Raw genomic sequence first — 16,956 nt, forward strand, 5'->3', positions numbered from 1 at the left:
ATCCAGACCCAACAGAGTTTCGGAGCGCGCGATGCAGACCTTCTTCGTCGAGATCAAATGCAGGCTCGGCAAGACCTATGAGGTCGCCAGCGAACTGGCCGATCGCGAGATCGCCTCGGAGATCTATTCGACCGCCGGCAACTACGACATCCTGGCCAAGTTCCACGTCGCGGCCGATGTCGATATCGGCCATTTCGTCGCGCAGAAGGTGCAGTCGATCCCCGAGATCGCCGACACCCATACGATCATCACCTTCAAAGCGTTCTGAATTTCGCGCCGACGGCGCTGGGGATTTATCGAATCGTTTCCGGCGCTTGCGTGCGGATTCTCGCATGCCGATTCAGCATCTTGCCAAATTGATTCAAGTTCGCGCCCGCCTCATCCTTTCCGCCCCGGCGAAACTGCTGGCGGCGCCGACGGCTTGACGGCGTGGGGGCTTTCGCGCGACCAGCATCCTTCGGACTGCAGGGATCCTCGCGCCATGAAAAGCACGCTCTCCACTGATCTGCGCTCGGGCGCGCTCGTCTATCACCGCCAGCCTCGGCCGGGTAAGCTCGAGATCCAGGCGACCAAGCCGCTCGGCAACCAGCGCGACCTGGCGCTCGCCTATTCACCCGGCGTCGCCGCCGCCTGCGAAGCGATCGTCGACGATCCCTCGGAAGCCGCCGAGCTCACCTCGCGCCAGAACCTCGTCGCCGTCATCACCAACGGCACCGCCGTGCTCGGCCTCGGCGATATCGGTCCCCTCGCCTCCAAGCCGGTGATGGAGGGCAAGGCCGTCCTCTTCAAGAAATTCGCCGGCATCGACTGCTTCGACATCGAGGTCGAGCAGAAGAACATCGAGAAATTCGTCGAGGTCGTCGCGGCGCTGGAACCGACCTTCGGCGGCATCAATCTCGAGGACATCAAGGGGCCGGAATGCTTCGAGATCGAGGAGCAGCTCAAGGCCCGGATGCAGATCCCCGTCTTCCATGACGACCAGCACGGCACGGCGATCATCGTCTCCGCCGCGGTGCTGAACGGGCTCGACCTCGCGGGCAAGAAGATCGCCGACGTCAAGATCGTCGTCTCCGGCGCGGGTGCCGCCGCGCTCGCCTGCACCAACCTGCTGGTCGAGCTCGGCGCGCAGCGCCAGAACATCTGGCTCACCGATATCGACGGCGTGGTCTACAAGGGCCGCAACACGCTGATGGACCGCTGGAAGGAGGTCTACGCGCAGGAGACCGATGCCCGGACGCTCAGCGACGTCATCGGCGGCGCCGACGTCTTCCTCGGCCTTTCCGCGGCCGGCGTGCTCAAGCCCGAGATGGCCAAGCAGATGGCGACGAAGCCGCTGATCCTGGCGCTGGCCAACCCCAATCCCGAGATCACGCCGGAAGATGCGCTTGCCGTGCGCCCCGACGCGATGATCTGCACCGGCCGCTCGGACTATCCGAACCAGGTCAACAACGTCCTGTGCTTCCCCTATATCTTCCGCGGCGCGCTCGACGTGCAGGCGACGACGATCAACGAGGCGATGAAGCTCGCCGCGGTGCGCGCCATCGCCTCGCTCGCCCGCGAGGCGACCTCCGACATCGCGGCCCGCGCCTATGGCGGCGAGGCTTCGACCTTCGGAGCGAACTCGCTGATCCCGAACCCCTTCGACCCGCGCCTGATCATGCGCATCGCGCCGGCTGTCGCTGAGGCAGCGATGGTGACCGGCGTCGCCCGCAAGCCGCTGGTCGATGTCGAGGCCTATCGCGAGCAGCTCTCGCGCTTCGTCTTCCGCTCCGGCTTCCTGATGAAGCCGCTGTTCCAGAAGGCCAAGGCCGACCCCAAGCGCGTGATCTACGCCGAGGGCGAGGACGAGCGCGTGCTGCGCGCCGCCCAGGTCGCGCTGGAGGAAGGGCTCGCCGTGCCGATCCTGATCGGCCGGCCGAGCGTGATCGAGACGCGCATCCAGCGCTTCGGCCTGTCGCTCAAGCCCGGCGTCGATTTCGAGGTGGTGAATCCCGAGGACGATCCGCGCTATCGCGACTATGTCCAGACCTATCTCGATATCGCCGGCCGGCGCGGCATCACGCCGGAGGCCGCCCGCTCGCTCGTGCGCACCAACAACACCGTGATCGCGGCGCTCGCCGTCGCCCGCGGCGAGGCCGATGCGATGATCTCGGGCCTCGAAGGGCGGTTCATGTCGCGCCTGCGGCATATCAAGGACATCATCGGCATGGCGCCCGGCGTCTGCGACCTTGCGGCGATGACCCTGATCATCACCAACAAGGGTGCCTTCTTCATGTCGGACACCCATGTGAAGCACGATCCGACGGCGGAGGAGATCGCCGACATGACCGTGCTGGCGGCGAGCCATGTCCAGCGCTTCGGCATCGACCCGAAGATCGCCCTGCTGTCGCATTCCGATTTCGGCGCGGCCGACACACCCTCCTCGCTCAAGATGCGCAAGGCGCTGAAGCTGATCCGCGAGCGGGCGCCGCATCTCGAATGCGACGGTGAGATGGAGGCCGATACCGCCCTCGTGCCCCTGATCCGCGAGCGCGTCCTGCCCTCCTCGACGCTGAAGGAGATGGCGAACGTCCTGATCTTCCCCAATCTCGACGCGGCCAACATCTCCTACCAGTTCGCCAAGGTAATGGCCGATGCGCTGCCGGTCGGCCCGATCCTGATCGGCACGGCCAAGCCCGCCCATATCCTCACGGGATCGGTGACGGCGCGCGGCGTGGTCAACATGACGGCCGTCGCGGTGGTCGAAGCCCAGGAAAGCGCGGCGGAAGCGGCCAGCCGTTGAGCCTATAGCCACCCCCTGACAAACAACGAGCGAAAACCACGGCCCTGCCGTCGTTTTCGCGCTTGGCAGACTCAATTCGACAGGGTCTACTCCCTCTGAAGTCGGGCATCGCTCGCAACGACGCCCGGCTTGAGGGAGGTTGCCATGCTCGACGTCACGCGCCGCCATGCCCCTTTGGCCTTCGCCGCCATCCTGGCCGCGACCCGCGCCGCCGCCCAGGGCCGGATTGTCTTCCACCGCGGCAATGACGGCGATCCCGAGACGCTCGATCCGCACAAGACCTCCACCGTCGCCGAAGCGCATCTGCTGCGGGACCTGCGCGAGGGCCTCGTCATCCACAATATGATGGGCGAGGTCGTACCCGGCGTCGCCGAAAGCTGGACAATGAGTCCGGACGGCAAGAGCTGGCGCTTCAAGCTGCGCGGCAACGCGAAATGGTCGAACGGTGACCCGGTCAGGGCCTCGGATTTCGTCTATTCCTTCAGGCGTATCGTCAATCCGGAAACCGGCGCGAAATACGCCAACCTGCTCTTCCCGATCCGCAATGCCCAGGCGATCCACAAGGCCGCCGCCGGCTCCTCGTTGGAAACGCTCGGCGTCACCGCTCCCGACGAGAGCACGCTGGAGATCGCACTGGAGCAGCCGACGCCCTACCTGCTCGAGCTCCTGACCCATCAGAGCGCCCTGCCCGTGCACCCACCCAGCGTGGCCAGGGCGGCGCAGGAGCCCGAGCGGCCGGAGAACTGGATCACCAACGGCCCCTATATGCTCAGGGAACTGGCGCCGAACTCGCATATCCGGCTCGACCGCAACCCGCATTTCCATGCGGCCGCCGATGTGCAGATCGATACCGTGATCTTCTATCCGGCATCCGACCTCGCGGCGGCGGTGCGGCGCTTCCAGGCCGGCGAACTGCATCTCACCACGGACATCCCGGCCGACCAGTTCAAGACCCTGAAGGAAAAGCTCGGCGACCAGGTCCGGATCGGCCCCTATCTCGCGACCTATTTCCTGATCATCAACAGCGCCAAGCCGCCCTTCGACGACGAGCGCGTCAGGCGGGCGCTATCGCTGCAGATCGATCGCGAATTCATCGCCGACCGGATCTGGGGCGGCACGATGCTGCCGGCCTATGGCGTGATACCTCCGCATATCGGCAATTACGGCGAGCGTGCCGAACTCGATTTCCGCCACGCTTCAGTGCTCGAACGCGAGGACGAGGCCAAGCGCCTGCTCGCTTCGGCCGGCTTCGGCAGCATACCGCTTCAGGTCGAGTTCCGCTTCAACACCACCGACAACAACCGTCACACGGCCGAGGCTATCGCAGAGCAATGGCGCGCGATCGGCGTCGAGACCCGTTTCGTCCAGACCGATTTCCGCACGCATTTCGCCTATCTGCGCGATGGCGGCGATTTCGACGTCGCCCGCTATGGCTGGATCGGCGACTATTCCGACCCGCAGAACTTCCTCTTCCTGTTCGAGAGCGACAATGCCGGCTTCAACATCGGCAAGTACAGCAATCCGCAATTCGACGCGTTGATGAAGCTCGCGACCGAGGAACTCGACATCGCCCGGCGCGCCGCGATCCTGCGCGAGGCCGACAGCATCGTGATCCGCGACGAGCCGTGGATTCCGGTCCTGCACTACTCGACCAAGAACCTGGTCTCGCCGAAGCTGACCGGCTTCGAGCAGAACCTGCGCGGCGCGATCCCGACGCGGTTCCTGAGCCTGAAGGCCTGAGGCCCGGCCCTGCACCAGACGCCGGGCCGTTTCCACGCCTTGAGGCTCGCAACCGGCGCCAAGCTTCGCTAGGAAGGTCCGGCGTTCCCTTCCAATCAGCGAGTCCGCATCGATGAGCCGCATCGTCTACGTCAATGGCGCCTATCTTCCCGAGGAAGAGGCCAAGATCTCCGTTTTCGACCGCGGCTTCATTTTCGGCGACGGCATCTACGAGGTTTCGGCCGTGATCGGCGGCAAGCTCGTCGATTGCGAGGCGCATCTCGCGCGCCTCGAGCGCTCCTGCGGCGAAATCCGCCTCGGCCTGCCCTGGTCGAAGGCCGAGCTCGTCGCGATCCATCAGGAGCTGATCAAGCGCAACAATCTCGATGAGGGCGGCATCTATCTGCAGGTCTCGCGCGGCGCTTCCGATCGCGATTTCCCCTTCCCGAAGGATGTCCAGCCAACGCTGGTGATGTTCACCCAGGCCCGCAACTTCGTGAATGCGCCGACAGCCAAGACCGGCATCAAGGTCGTCTCGACGCCGGACCTGCGCTGGGCCCGCCGCGACATCAAGAGCGTCAATCTGCTCGCCCCGGTGCTGGCCAAGCAGTTCGCGCTGGAAAGCGGCGCGCAGGAAGCCTGGCTCACCGAGGACGGCGTGGTGACCGAAGGCGCCTCCTCCACCGCCTGGATCGTCAAGGGCAAGACACTGATCTCGCGCCCACTCTCCAACAAGGTTCTGCCGGGCATCACCCGCAAGGCGGTGCTGGCCTATCTCGCGGAATCCGGTTTCACCTTCGAGGAGCGCGAGTTCACGCTGGAAGAGGCGCTCGACGCCGAGGAGGCCTTCATCACCTCTGCGACCAGCCTCGTCATGCCGGTGACCACGATCGACGGCCACACGATCCATAACGGCGCGCCCGGCCCGACGGCGCTGCGCCTGCGCGAGATCTATATCGACTACGCCCGCAAGGGCGGCGTGCTGGGCTGAGGCATCGGGCCCGTTCAACGGCGTCATGCTCGCCCTCGTGGCGAGCATCTACGTCTTGGATAGCGCCCTCGATAGGCGAAAGCGTGGATGGTCGGGACAAGCCCGACCATGACGGATGGCGCTACGCGCCGCCCGAGAATGACGTGCCAGCAGCCAATTCCCCCATCACATAGGTCGCGGCGACATTGCGCTCGTCGCCGAGTGTGACGAGCACGAACAACTCCTCCGCGAGATCGCGCACCGTCTCTAGGCGGTGCGCCATCGCCCGCGTCGCGCCCGTATCGAGCACGACGACATCGGCCTCGCGGCCCGTCTCGAAGCCGCCGATCAGGTGATCCATACCGAGCGCCACCGCATTGCCGCGCGTGATCGCATGCAGGGCGCCCAAAGCCGACAGGCTTTGCCCCTGGAGCTGCAGCACCTTGTAGGCCTCGGCCATGGTCCGGAGCATCGAATAGGACGTGCCGCCGCCGATATCGGTCGCGACCGCGACCTTGACGCCGCGCTGCCGGGCATGCGCCCAGTCGAACAAACCTGAACCGAGGAAGAGATTCGAGGTCGGGCAGAACACCGCGACCGCGCCGGTGTCCGCAAAGGCCTGCCATTCATTGTGGGTCATGTGGATGCAATGGCCCATCAGGCTTTTCGCACCGAGCAGGCCATAACGCCGGTAGATATCCGCATAGTCCGCAGCTTCCGGATAAAGCTCGCGGGCAAAGGCAATCTCGGCTCGGTTCTCATCGATATGGGTCTGGACATGACAGTCGGGATGCTCGGCCGCCAGCCTCCCCGCCGCCGCCAGTTGCTCCGGCGTCGAGGTGATCGCGAAACGCGGGGTGATCGCATAAAGCTGGCGGCTCTTGCCGTGCCAGCGCGCGATCAGCGCCTTGGAATCGCGATAGCTGCTCTCGGCCGAGTCCGTCAGCGCTTCCGGCGCATTGCGGTCCATCATCACCTTGCCGGCGATCATGCGCGTGTTGCGGCGCTCCGATTCCGTGAAGAAGGCCTCCGCCGATTGCGGATGGACCGAACAATAGACCCCCGCCGTGGTCGTGCCGTTGGCGAGCAATTCATCGAGGAAGAAGCGCGAGAGCTTCTCGGCATGGCCCTGCTGAGCGAGCTTCTGCTCCTCGACGAAGGTGTATTTGTTCAGCCACTCCATGAGCTGGGCGCCGTAGGAGGCGACGACCTGCGTCTGCGGCATGTGGATATGGGCGTCTATGAAGCCCGGCATGATCAGATGGGGACGATGATCGACGATCTCCGCATCGGCCGGCAGCGTCCGCAGCAGGTCCCGCGCCTCACCCGCCGCCTTGATCAATCCGTTCTCGATGACGAGCAAACCGTCTTCGACGTAGCGATGCGCGGCCTCGCCCGCGGTCTCCGGATCGTCGACGAACCAGAGCAGGCGGCCGCGCAAGGCGCGCAATCGGGTGGAGGTGGTCACGTCGGGCGGCTCCGGCACAATTCCACATCACATCTGCACCAAATCGAAGCTTCCGGCCAAGGCCGGATCATGCCTAATCTGCGGGCATGATTTGGCTTTGCGAGTGGAGCGAGAGGGATGCGTGAGAGCTTGCGCTTCCTGCTCGGCGACAGACTGGTCGAGATCGACCACTGCGATCCGACGCTCACCGTGCTCGACTGGCTGCGCCTCGACCAGCGCATGACCGGCACCAAGGAAGGCTGCGCCGAGGGCGATTGCGGCGCCTGTACTGTCGTCGTCGGGCGGCTGGATCGCGGGCGGCTGCGCTACGAGGCGATCAATGCCTGCATCCGCTTCCTGCCGACGCTGGACGGCTGCCAGCTTCTCACAGTCGAGCATCTGAAGGGCGCCGACGGCAGCCTGCACCCGGTCCAGCAGGCGATGGTCGAGTGCCATGGCTCGCAATGCGGCTTCTGCACACCGGGCTTCGTGATGTCGCTGCTGGCGCTGAGGCTCAACGAGGCAGAGCCCAGCATCGGCCGCATCGAGGATGCGCTGGCCGGGAACCTCTGTCGCTGCACCGGCTACGAGCCGATCATCGCCGCCGGCCGCCGCATGGACGAGATCGCGCCGCGCGAGGCCGATCGGTTCCTGCGGGAACGGGAGGCCGTTGCGGCGCGGCTTGCCGCCCTGGATGATGACGAGACGCTGTCCCTGCAAGGTGGAAGCCGACGTTTCTATGCACCCACGACGGTGGAGGCGCTGGCCGAACTCGTCGCCGCCCACCCACAGGCGACGCTCGTCGCCGGCGCGACCGATGTCGGGCTCTGGGTCACCAAGGCGATGCGGCGGCTCGACCCCGTGATCTATCTCGGGCGGATCGAGGCGCTGCGCACCATCGCCGACGAGGGTGACCATCTGCGCTTCGGCGCGATGGCCAGCCATATCGACGTCCGCACGGCGCTGGCCGCCCTCTCGCCGCAGCTCGACGAATTGATGCGGCGCTTCGGCGGCGAGCAGGTGCGCAATGTCGGCACGATCGGCGGCAACATCGCCAATGGCTCGCCGATCGGCGACCTGCCGCCTGCCCTGATCGCGCTCGATGCCACGCTGGTCCTGGCAAGGCGCGGGGAAACCAGCCTCGAACGCCGTAGCATCCCGCTCGAAAGCTTCTTCATCGAATACCGCAAGCAGGACCGGCGGCCCGGGGAATTCGTCGAGGCTGTGCTGGTGCCGAAGCTGGCGGAGGGCGTGCTGTTCCATGCCTCCAAGGTCTCGAAGCGCTTCGACGAGGATATTTCCGCCGTCTGCGGCGCCTTCCGGCTCGCGCTGGCCCCCGATGGCCGGGTCAGCGACGCCCGCCTCGCCTATGGCGGCCTGGCCGGCATCCCGAAGCGCGCGGCGGCGGCCGAAGCTGCGCTCGTCGGCCAACGTTGGGACGACAAGGCCATCGCAGCCGCCATCGCCGCCCTCCCACAGGATTTCACGCCGCTCGACGACATGCGCGCCTCGGCGCATTATCGACTCAAGATCGCCGGCAACCTGCTGCTGCGCTTCCTGATCGAGACGACGGAAGCTGAGACGCAAACGCGGGTCGCCGGCCTGCTGGCGGAGGTCGCCCATGGCTGACGCACGCCGCAAGCTCGATATCGGACTGGAGAGCGGGCCGGTCGGCAGCTCCCGCACCCATGATTCCGCGCCCAAGCATGTCGCGGGCGAAGCTGTTTATATCGACGACATCGCCGCGCCCGATGGACTACTACACGCCTATCTCGGCACGAGCACGATCGCCCATGGCCGGCTGCTCTCGCTCGACCTCGATGCTGTCCGCGCCGCGCCGGGCGTCGTCGCCGTGCTGACCGCAGCGGACATCCCCGGCGCCAACGACATTTCCTCGACGCATCTCCATGACGAGCCGCTCTTCGCGACGCAGGCTATCCTGTTCCACAGCCAGCCGCTTTTCGCGGTCGTGGCTGAAACGCGCGAGCAGGCGCGCCATGCCGCGACGCTGGCGAAGGCGGATTATGCCGAGGAACCGCCGCTGATCGACATCGCTGCGGCGCGCGAAGCCGGGGGGAAACTCGTCACCGAACCGCTCAAGCTCGAACGGGGCGATGTCACTACCGCGCTGGCAGCGAGCCCGCGCCGGCTGAAAGGCGCGATGGCGATCGGCGGGCAGGAGCATTTCTACCTCGAAAGCCAGGTCGCGCTCGCCATCCCCGGCGAGGACGAGGACATGGCCGTGCTGGTCTCGACCCAGCATCCAAGCGAGGTCCAGCACATGGTCGCGGCCGTGCTCGGCGTCGGGTCGCATGCGGTCACCGTCGAGGTCCGGCGCATGGGCGGCGGCTTCGGCGGCAAGGAGACGCAGGCCAATCTCTTCGCCTGCATCGCCGCGCTCTGCGCCCGCAAGCTGAAGCGCCCGGTGAAGCTGCGTCCCGACCGCGACGACGACATGGCGATCACGGGAAAACGCCATGACTTCATCTGCGATTACGAGGTCGGCTTCGACGATGATGGCCGCATCCATGCGGTCGACGCCGTCTATGCGGCGCGCTGCGGCTGGAACGCCGATCTCTCCGGGCCGGTGACCGACCGCGCCCTGTTCCACATGGACAATTGCTATTTCTACCCGGCGGTGCGCGCACGTTCGGAGCCGCTCTTCACGAACACCTGCTCGAACACCGCCTTCCGTGGCTTCGGCGGCCCGCAGGGCATGGTCGGGGCAGAGCGCTTCATCGAGGAGGTCGCCTACGCGACCGGGCTCGACCCGCTGGAGGTGCGCCGGCGCAATCTCTATGGCGCCGGTCGCGATGTGACGCCCTATCACCAGACGGTCGAGGACAATATCGCAGCGGATGTCATCACCGAACTGGAGCAGCGCTGCGACTATCAGACCCGCAAGACCGCGATCCGCGAGGCCAACAGGACGAGCCCGATCGTCAAGCGCGGCATCGCGCTGACGCCTGTAAAATTCGGCATCTCCTTCACCGCGACCTGGTTCAACCAGGCCGGTGCGCTGGTGCATGTCTATACGGACGGCACGGTCGCGCTGAACCATGGCGGCACCGAGATGGGGCAAGGGCTCTATATCAAGGTGGCGCAAGTGGTGGCCCATGCCTTCGGCATCGGGCTCGACCAGATCAAGATCACGGCGACGACGACCGGCAAGGTGCCGAACACCTCGGCGACCGCTGCCTCCTCCGGCTCCGATCTCAACGGCATGGCGGCGCTCGATGCCTGCGAGGCGATCAAGAAGCGGCTGACCGAATTCGCAGCAAGGCACTGGCAGGTCGAGGCAGACGACATCGCCTTCCTGCCGGGCCGCGTGAAAATTGGCGCCCGCGAGATCGCCTTCAAGGAACTGGTCGCCGCCGCCTATATGGCGCGCGTCCAGCTTTCGGCGACGGGCTTCTACGCGACGCCCAAAATCCACTGGGACCGCAAGGCCGGACGCGGCCACCCGTTCTACTATTTCGCCTATGGCGCAGCGGCGGCCGAGGTCGCAATCGACACGCTGACCGGGGAGTACAAGGTCGAGCGGGTCGATATCCTCCATGATTGCGGACGGTCGCTGAACCCGGCGATCGACAAAGGCCAGATCGAGGGCGGCTTCGTGCAGGGCATGGGCTGGCTGACGACCGAGGAACTGGTCTGGGACAAGAAGGGCCGGCTCTGGACCCATGCCCCCTCGACCTACAAGATCCCCGTCGCCTCCGACCGGCCGCGCATCTTCAATGTGCATCTGCTGGAGAACGTGCCGAACCGCGAGCCGACGATCCATCGCTCGAAGGCCGTCGGCGAGCCGCCTCTGATGCTGGCCATATCGGTGCTGCACGCGCTGTCGGATGCGGTGGCGAGCGTTGGCGATCACCGCATCTGCCCGCGCCTCGATGCACCGGCAACGCCCGAGCGCCTGCTGGATGCGGTCGAGAGGGTCAGGGCGGAGGCAGCATCATGACCCTCGCCGCCTTTCTCGCCACCCATCAGCACGACGGCATCGTCCTCGTCCGGATCGAGACCGCCGAAGGATCGACGCCGCGCGAGGCTGGTGCCTGCATGGCGGTCAGCCCCAGCGCGATCGCTGGCACGATCGGCGGCGGGCAGCTCGAATTCCACTGCATCGACCTCGCCCGGCACATGCTCGGCGAAGGCGCCGGGGACCAGTTGCTCGACATCCCGCTCGGCCCCCAGATGGGGCAGTGCTGCGGTGGGCGGGTGCGTGTGTCGCTCCGCCATGCGGGAGCGGCCGAGATCGCCCTGTTCAGCGCCCGCGAGAAGGCGGAAGCCGCGGCGCGGCCGCCCGCCCTGATCTTCGGCGCCGGCCATACCGGCCGCGCGCTGGCAAAGGCACTGGCACCGCTGCCCCTCTCGGTCTCCCTGATCGACGATCGCGACGACGTCATGAGCGGGCTGCCGGCAGCCGTCACCTGCATCCGCATGGCCGATCCCGTCGATGCGATCGCAAGCGCTCCGGCAAAAGCCGCCTTCGTCGTGCTCTCGCATAGCCACGCGCTCGACTACCGGCTGGCGGAAGCGGCGCTGGCCCGTGGTGATGCGGCTTATGTCGGCATGATCGGCTCGGCCACGAAGCGCGCCCGCTTCGAATCCGGCTTCCTGCGCGCTGGTGGCCGGCGCGAGGCTCTGGCGCGCTTGACCTGCCCGATTGGCGGCTGCGATGTGGACGACAAGCGCCCGGAGGTGATCGCGGCCTTGACGGCAGCCGAGCTGGTGCGTTGCTTGCTTGGCCGCCGGGAGCCGGCGAAAGGGAGACGGTCGCGACATGAATCAGCCGCGTGAGCAGAAGGTGCCGCCGCGGCTGGCGCTCGCCCATGTCTCGAAGAGCTTTCCCGGCGTCAAAGCCAATGAAGACATCAGCCTGAGCGTCTCTCCGGGCGAAATCCATGCCCTCCTCGGCGAGAACGGCGCGGGCAAGTCGACGCTGGTCAAGATCATCTACGGCGTCCAGCAGGCCGACGAGGGCGCGATCTCCTGGAACGGCTCGCCCGTTTCGATCCCCTCGCCCAAGGCGGCGCGCAAGCTCGGCATCGGCATGGTCTTCCAGCATTTCTCGCTGTTCGACGCGATGACGGTGATCGAGAATATCGCGCTCGGGCTCGACGAGGCGGTCGATCGCGAGGAGCTGAAGGCCCGCGTCGCGGCGATCCTGCAATCCTATTCGCTACCGCTCGATCCGAAGCGCGAGGTTCATACGCTCTCGGTCGGCGAGCGCCAGCGCATCGAGATCGTGCGCTGCCTGCTGCAGAAGCCGAAGCTGCTGATCATGGACGAGCCGACCTCGGTCCTGACGCCGCAGGAGGTCGAACGGCTGTTCGCGACGCTGCGCCAGATCGCGACTGAGGGCTGCTCGATCCTCTACATTTCCCACAAGCTGCACGAGATCAAAGCACTGTGCGACAGCGCCACGATCCTGCGCGGCGGGCGCGTCGTCGCGACCTGCGACCCCAAGGTCGAGACGACCAAGCGCATGGCCGAGCTGATGATCGGCGCGGAACTGCGCAAGATCGAGCACGGCAAGGCGGCTGGCTCCGGCGCCGTCCGGCTGGAAGTCAAAGGGCTGTCGCTGCCGGGTGAGCCCCCCTTCGGCACGGATCTGGAGAGCGTTTCCTTCGAAGCCCGGGCCGGCGAGATTCTCGGGATCGCCGGTGTCGCCGGCAATGGACAGGCGGAGTTGCTGACCGCCCTCTCGGGCGAGCAACTCGCGGCCGGCTCGGAGGCAATCAAACTCGACGGCAAACCCGTTGGTCTTGAGGGCGCCGGCACACGCCGGACGCTCGGCCTCGCCTGCGTGCCCGAGGAGCGCAACGGCCACGCTGCCGTGCCGGATTTCTCGCTCGCCGATAACGGGATCCTCACGGCGCGTCACCGGCTCCCGCTGGCGCCGCACGGCTTCATCAGCCGTAGCAGCGTGAAACGCTTTGCAGATGGCGTCATCAAGCTCTTCGACGTCCGGACCACCGGCAACGCCGCGCTCGCCCGCTCGCTCTCGGGCGGCAACCTGCAGAAATTCATCATGGGTCGCGAAATCGGCCAGCAGCCGGCCGTTCTTGTCGTCTCGCAGCCGACCTGGGGCGTCGATGCGGGTGCTGCCGCCGCGATCCGACAGGAACTTGTCGACCTCGCGGCCAAGGGCTCGGCCGTGGTGGTGATCTCGCAGGATCTCGACGAATTGCTGGAGCTCGCCGACCGGCTCTGCGTCATCAACGAAGGTCGGCTCTCTGTGCCGCGCCCGGTCGCGAGCCTCGGCATCGACGAGATCGGCCTGATGATGGGCGGCGTCCATGGCGCGGAGGCAGCCCATGCTTGAATGGCGCCGCCGCCGCGAGCCCAGCCTGCTGATGCTGGGCCTGAGCCCAGTGATCGCGATCGGGCTCACCATGCTCATCGGCATGATCGTCTTCACCGCCATGGGCTATGACGGCTTCCACGCGGTCGGCAGCATCTTCCTGACCCCCTTCCTGGAGCCGCAACGCTGGGGCGACATCGGGGTCAAGGGCGCGCCGCTCGTCATGATCGCACTCGGGCTCGCCATCGGCTTCCGAGCCAATGTCTGGAATATCGGCGCCGAGGGGCAATACGTCATGGGCGCTATCGCCGGCACCGGCGTCGCCCTCCTGACCTATGACATGACGGGATGGTGGATCCTGCCCGCCATGGTGCTCGCCGGCATTCTCGGTGGCATGGCCTGGGCCGCGATCCCGGCTTTCCTGCGCGTCAAGCTGCAGGTCAGCGAGATCCTGACCAGCCTGATGCTGACCTATGTCGCGGTGCAGTTGCTGTACTTCCTCGTGCGCGGGCCGTGGAAGGATCCGGGCGGCTTCAATTTCCCGCAGACGCGGATGTTCACCGCCGATCAGACGCTGCCGACAGTGCTGGAAGGAACGCTGGTCCATCTCGGCATCCCGGCCGCGCTGGTGCTCGCGATCATCGCCTGGCTGCTGATGGAGAAGACCACGGCAGGCTACGCGATCAAGGTCGTCGGCCTTGCGCCCGCAGCCGCCCGCCATGGCGGTTTCAGCGCGGCGCGCACGACCTGGGCGACCATGCTGATCAGCGGCGCGCTCGCCGGCCTCGCCGGGCTGTTCGAGGCGGCCGGTCCGTTCGGGCAGCTCACGCCGCAATTCCCGGTCGGCTACGGCTTCACCGCGATCATCGTCGCCTTCCTCGGCCGGCTGAACCCGCTCGGCATCGTCTTCGGCGGCATCGTGCTGGCGGGAACCTATGTCGGCGGCGAGATCGCGCAATCGACGGTGAGGCTGCCGCAGGCCGCGACCGGCCTGTTCCAGGCAACGCTGTTGTTCATGCTGCTGGCAACCGACGTGCTCGTGCGTTGGCGTATCGGTTTCAAGCGGAGGGCGGCATGACCTCCGCCATGTTCATCTCCATCCTGATGACGCTGATCGCGGCTTCGACGCCGCTGCTGCTCGCATCGCTCGGCGAGCTCGTCGCAGAGAAGGCCGGCGTGCTCAATCTCGGCGTCGAGGGCATGATGTTGTGCGGCGCGGTCGCGGGCTTCGCGGTCGCCTTCTCGACCGGCAGCACCGGTATCGGGCTGGTCGCGGCGGCTTTCGCAGGCGTCGCGGCCTCGATGGTCTTCGCCGTGCTCGCGCTCTCGCTGATGGCCAATCAGGTCGCCACGGGGCTTGCGCTGACGATCTTCGGCATCGGCGCCTCCTCGCTGATCGGCGCGGGCTTCGTCGGGCGCACCGTTACGCGGCTTCAGCCGGTGTTTCCGGAAGTGCTGTCGGAACATCCGCTGCTGCGGGTGATCTTCGGACACGACATCCTCGTCTATCTCTCGCTTGCGCTCGTTGCAGCCGTGGGCTGGTTCCTGCGCCGGACGCGGCCGGGGCTGATCCTGCGCGCCGTCGGCGAGAACGACGCCTCGGCCCATGCGATCGGCTATCCCGTGATCGCCATCCGCTACGGCGCCATCGCCTTCGGTGGCGCCTTGGCAGGTCTCGGCGGCGCCTATTTCTCGCTGGCGCTGACGCCGATGTGGGCGGACCGGCTGACAGCGGGACGCGGCTGGATCGCGCTCGCGCTCGTCGTCTTCTCGGCCTGGAAACCGGGGCGGCTCCTGCTCGGCGCCTACCTCTTCGGCGCCGTCATGACGCTCGAATTGCAGGCCAAGGCGGCCGGCGTCAGCTGGCTCGCGCCCGAGGTTCTGGCGATGGCCCCCTACCTTGCGACGATTGCGGTTCTGACCATGATGTCGCTAGGACGAAAGACCGGCCGGCTCGACGCGCCCGCCTGCCTCGGCAAACCCTTCTCGGCGTCCTGACGCCGCAACCGACAACGGGGAGTTTTAGGACATGACCAGCATCATCACCCGCCGCAAGCTGACCTTCGGCGCCGCCGCCGCCTCGACCCTGCCGCTGCTCGGCCGCGGCGCCTCGGCGCAGGCCCCGCTCGGCGTCGGCTTCATCTATGTCGGCCCGATCGGCGACCACGGCTATACCTGGACCCACGACCAGGGCCGGCTGGCGCTGGAGAAGGAATACGGCGCCAAGATCAAGACCAGCTTCATCGAGAACGTCGCCGAGGGTCCGGACGCCGCCCGCGCGCTGCGCCAGCTCGCCCAGGCCGGCAACCAGCTGATCTTCGCGACCTCCTTCGGCTTCATGAACCCGACGATCCAGGTCGCCAAGCAGTTCCCGAAGATCAAGTTCGAGCATGCCACCGGCTATATGCGCGCCGAGAACGTCGCGACCTACGATGCGCGCTTCTACGAGGGCCGCGCCGTGATCGGCACCATCGCCGGGCACATGTCGAAGACCGGACAGGCCGGCTACGTCGCCTCCTTCCCGATCCCGGAAGTCGTGATGGGCATCAACGCTTTCCATCTCGCCGCCCGCAAGGTGAACCCGAACTTCAAGACCAAGGTCGTCTGGTGCTCGACCTGGTACGACCCGGCCAAGGAGGCCGACGCCGCCAAGGCGCTGATCGACCAGGGCGCTGACATGATCACCCAGCACACCGATTCCGCCGCCCCGCTCCAGGCGGCCGAGCAGCGCGGCGTCTTCGCCTTCGGCCAGGCCTCCGACATGAAGTCCTTCGCGCCCAAGGCCCATCTTTCGGCCATCGTCGACGACTGGTCGGGCTACTACATCAAGCGCGTCAAGGAGGTCATGGACGGCAATTGGAAGAGCGGCGCGGTCTGGGGCGGCATCAAGGACGGCTTCGTCAAGCTCGCCCCGTATAACGATGCGATCACGCCGGCTGCCCGTGCCGCCGCCGACGAGGTCACCAAGGCCATCGTCGCCGGCACGCTCCACCCCTTCACCGGTGAGCTCAAGGACCAGAAGGGTGAAGTCCGCCTGAAGGCCGGCGAGAAGGCCAGCGACGAGATGCTTTCGAAGATGGATTGGTATGTCGACGGCATCCAGGCCTGACGATGAATTCTCGCTGCGGCGGGCTGCTCGCGCCGCCGCAGCGATTCGCAGGCTCCACCCGCCTGACGCTCCGTCAATCCACCCCGTCAACCTGTTTTCGTTCTCAACTGGGCCGTTACCGGCCTGAAACCGATGGATCGAAGGCGTTTCCTGTGCGTATCTACCGCCGCGGCCATCGTCTTTCCGCGGTAACCGTGGCAACTGCGTGAGTTGCGCGCCGCGAATGGCATCCATGTGTCGCGGTCGCTCGTGTCGGAAACGAGCATGAACGGCCGTCATCCAGCACGCGACGCCTGAACCACCTTCTCTAGGAGGAATTCATGACCAAGAACGAACTGATCGCCGCCATTGCCGAAGAGACCGGCAAGACCAAGGCCGACGTCTCGGCCATCCTGGCCTCTCTCGGCGCGACCGTCGCCAAGTCCCTCAAAAAGGGCGACGACGTCACGCTCGGCGGCATCGGCAAGCTCTCCGCCGCCAAGCGCGAGGCCCGCGAGGCCCGCAACCCCTCGACCGGCGCGACCATCAAGGTGCCCGCCAAGACCGTCGTGAAGTTCAAGGTCACCAAGGACCTCGCCGACGCGGTGGCGTAAGGCCATCATCGGGCTCAGGCAGCGTTCGC

Annotated in this window: 13 protein-coding genes; 12 read left to right on the forward strand and 1 reads right to left on the reverse strand. The window is 66.4% G+C overall.

Annotated elements, in window-relative coordinates:
• Positions 1 to 31: 31 nt before the first annotated feature.
• From ASE61_RS03080 to ASE61_RS03095, 4 genes are all read left to right on the forward strand, one after another.
• Positions 32 to 268, forward strand: a complete 237-nt coding sequence (locus tag ASE61_RS03080) for an Lrp/AsnC ligand binding domain-containing protein (RefSeq protein ID WP_061964496.1) — start codon at positions 32 to 34, stop codon at positions 266 to 268.
• A gap of 213 nt (positions 269 to 481) precedes the next feature.
• A complete protein-coding gene (locus ASE61_RS03085) occupies positions 482 to 2,782 on the forward strand; it encodes an NADP-dependent malic enzyme (protein WP_061964498.1) in 2,301 nt (766 codons plus the stop codon).
• A gap of 144 nt (positions 2,783 to 2,926) precedes the next feature.
• A complete protein-coding gene (locus tag ASE61_RS03090; RefSeq protein WP_061964500.1) occupies positions 2,927 to 4,522 on the forward strand; it encodes a peptide ABC transporter substrate-binding protein in 1,596 nt (531 codons plus the stop codon).
• A 112-nt stretch (positions 4,523 to 4,634) separates the two neighbouring features.
• Positions 4,635 to 5,492, forward strand: coding sequence for a D-amino-acid transaminase (locus ASE61_RS03095; RefSeq protein ID WP_061964502.1), 858 nt, complete (start codon positions 4,635 to 4,637; stop codon positions 5,490 to 5,492).
• A 121-nt stretch (positions 5,493 to 5,613) separates the two neighbouring features.
• Here the strand turns inward: ASE61_RS03095 and guaD are convergent, their stop codons facing one another.
• Positions 5,614 to 6,939 carry a guanine deaminase gene (gene guaD / locus ASE61_RS03100; protein ID WP_061965550.1) on the reverse strand — a complete coding sequence of 442 codons (1,326 nt, stop codon included), beginning with the start codon at positions 6,937 to 6,939 and terminating at the stop codon, positions 5,614 to 5,616.
• A gap of 117 nt (positions 6,940 to 7,056) precedes the next feature.
• On the opposite strand from guaD, the gene xdhA reads away from it, so the two are divergent.
• The 8 genes from xdhA (at position 7,057) to ASE61_RS03140 (ending at position 16,927) form a co-directional block, all read left to right on the forward strand.
• Positions 7,057 to 8,547 carry a xanthine dehydrogenase small subunit gene (gene xdhA / locus ASE61_RS03105; RefSeq protein ID WP_061964504.1) on the forward strand — a complete coding sequence of 497 codons (1,491 nt, stop codon included), beginning with the start codon at positions 7,057 to 7,059 and terminating at the stop codon, positions 8,545 to 8,547.
• Positions 8,540 to 10,879, forward strand: a complete 2,340-nt coding sequence (gene xdhB, locus ASE61_RS03110; protein ID WP_061964506.1) for a xanthine dehydrogenase molybdopterin binding subunit — start codon at positions 8,540 to 8,542, stop codon at positions 10,877 to 10,879. The genes xdhA and xdhB overlap by 8 nt, the downstream gene beginning before the upstream one ends.
• A complete protein-coding gene (xdhC, locus tag ASE61_RS03115) occupies positions 10,876 to 11,718 on the forward strand; it encodes a xanthine dehydrogenase accessory protein XdhC (RefSeq protein ID WP_061964508.1) in 843 nt (280 codons plus the stop codon). The genes xdhB and xdhC overlap by 4 nt, the downstream gene beginning before the upstream one ends.
• Complete coding sequence (locus tag ASE61_RS03120; RefSeq protein ID WP_061964510.1) at positions 11,702 to 13,246, forward strand: ABC transporter ATP-binding protein; 1,545 nt, start codon at positions 11,702 to 11,704, stop codon at positions 13,244 to 13,246. Before xdhC ends, ASE61_RS03120 begins: the two co-directional genes overlap by 17 nt.
• Positions 13,239 to 14,303 carry an ABC transporter permease gene (locus ASE61_RS03125; RefSeq protein ID WP_142115050.1) on the forward strand — a complete coding sequence of 355 codons (1,065 nt, stop codon included), beginning with the start codon at positions 13,239 to 13,241 and terminating at the stop codon, positions 14,301 to 14,303. Before ASE61_RS03120 ends, ASE61_RS03125 begins: the two co-directional genes overlap by 8 nt.
• Positions 14,300 to 15,223 (forward strand): ABC transporter permease, encoded by a 924-nt coding sequence (locus tag ASE61_RS03130; RefSeq protein WP_156406961.1) that lies wholly within the window; start codon positions 14,300 to 14,302, stop codon positions 15,221 to 15,223. The genes ASE61_RS03125 and ASE61_RS03130 overlap by 4 nt, the downstream gene beginning before the upstream one ends.
• A 31-nt stretch (positions 15,224 to 15,254) precedes the next feature.
• Positions 15,255 to 16,334 (forward strand): BMP family ABC transporter substrate-binding protein, encoded by a 1,080-nt coding sequence (locus ASE61_RS03135; protein ID WP_082617050.1) that lies wholly within the window; start codon positions 15,255 to 15,257, stop codon positions 16,332 to 16,334.
• Positions 16,335 to 16,654: 320 nt separating this feature from the next.
• Entirely contained in the window at positions 16,655 to 16,927 is a 273-nt protein-coding gene (locus ASE61_RS03140) for an HU family DNA-binding protein (protein ID WP_061964514.1), read from the forward strand.
• The last annotated feature ends 29 nt before the right edge of the window (positions 16,928 to 16,956 follow it).

Source organism: Allobosea sp. Root670 (assembly GCF_001429415.1).
Taxonomy (GTDB): domain Bacteria; phylum Pseudomonadota; class Alphaproteobacteria; order Rhizobiales; family Beijerinckiaceae; genus Allobosea; species Allobosea robiniae.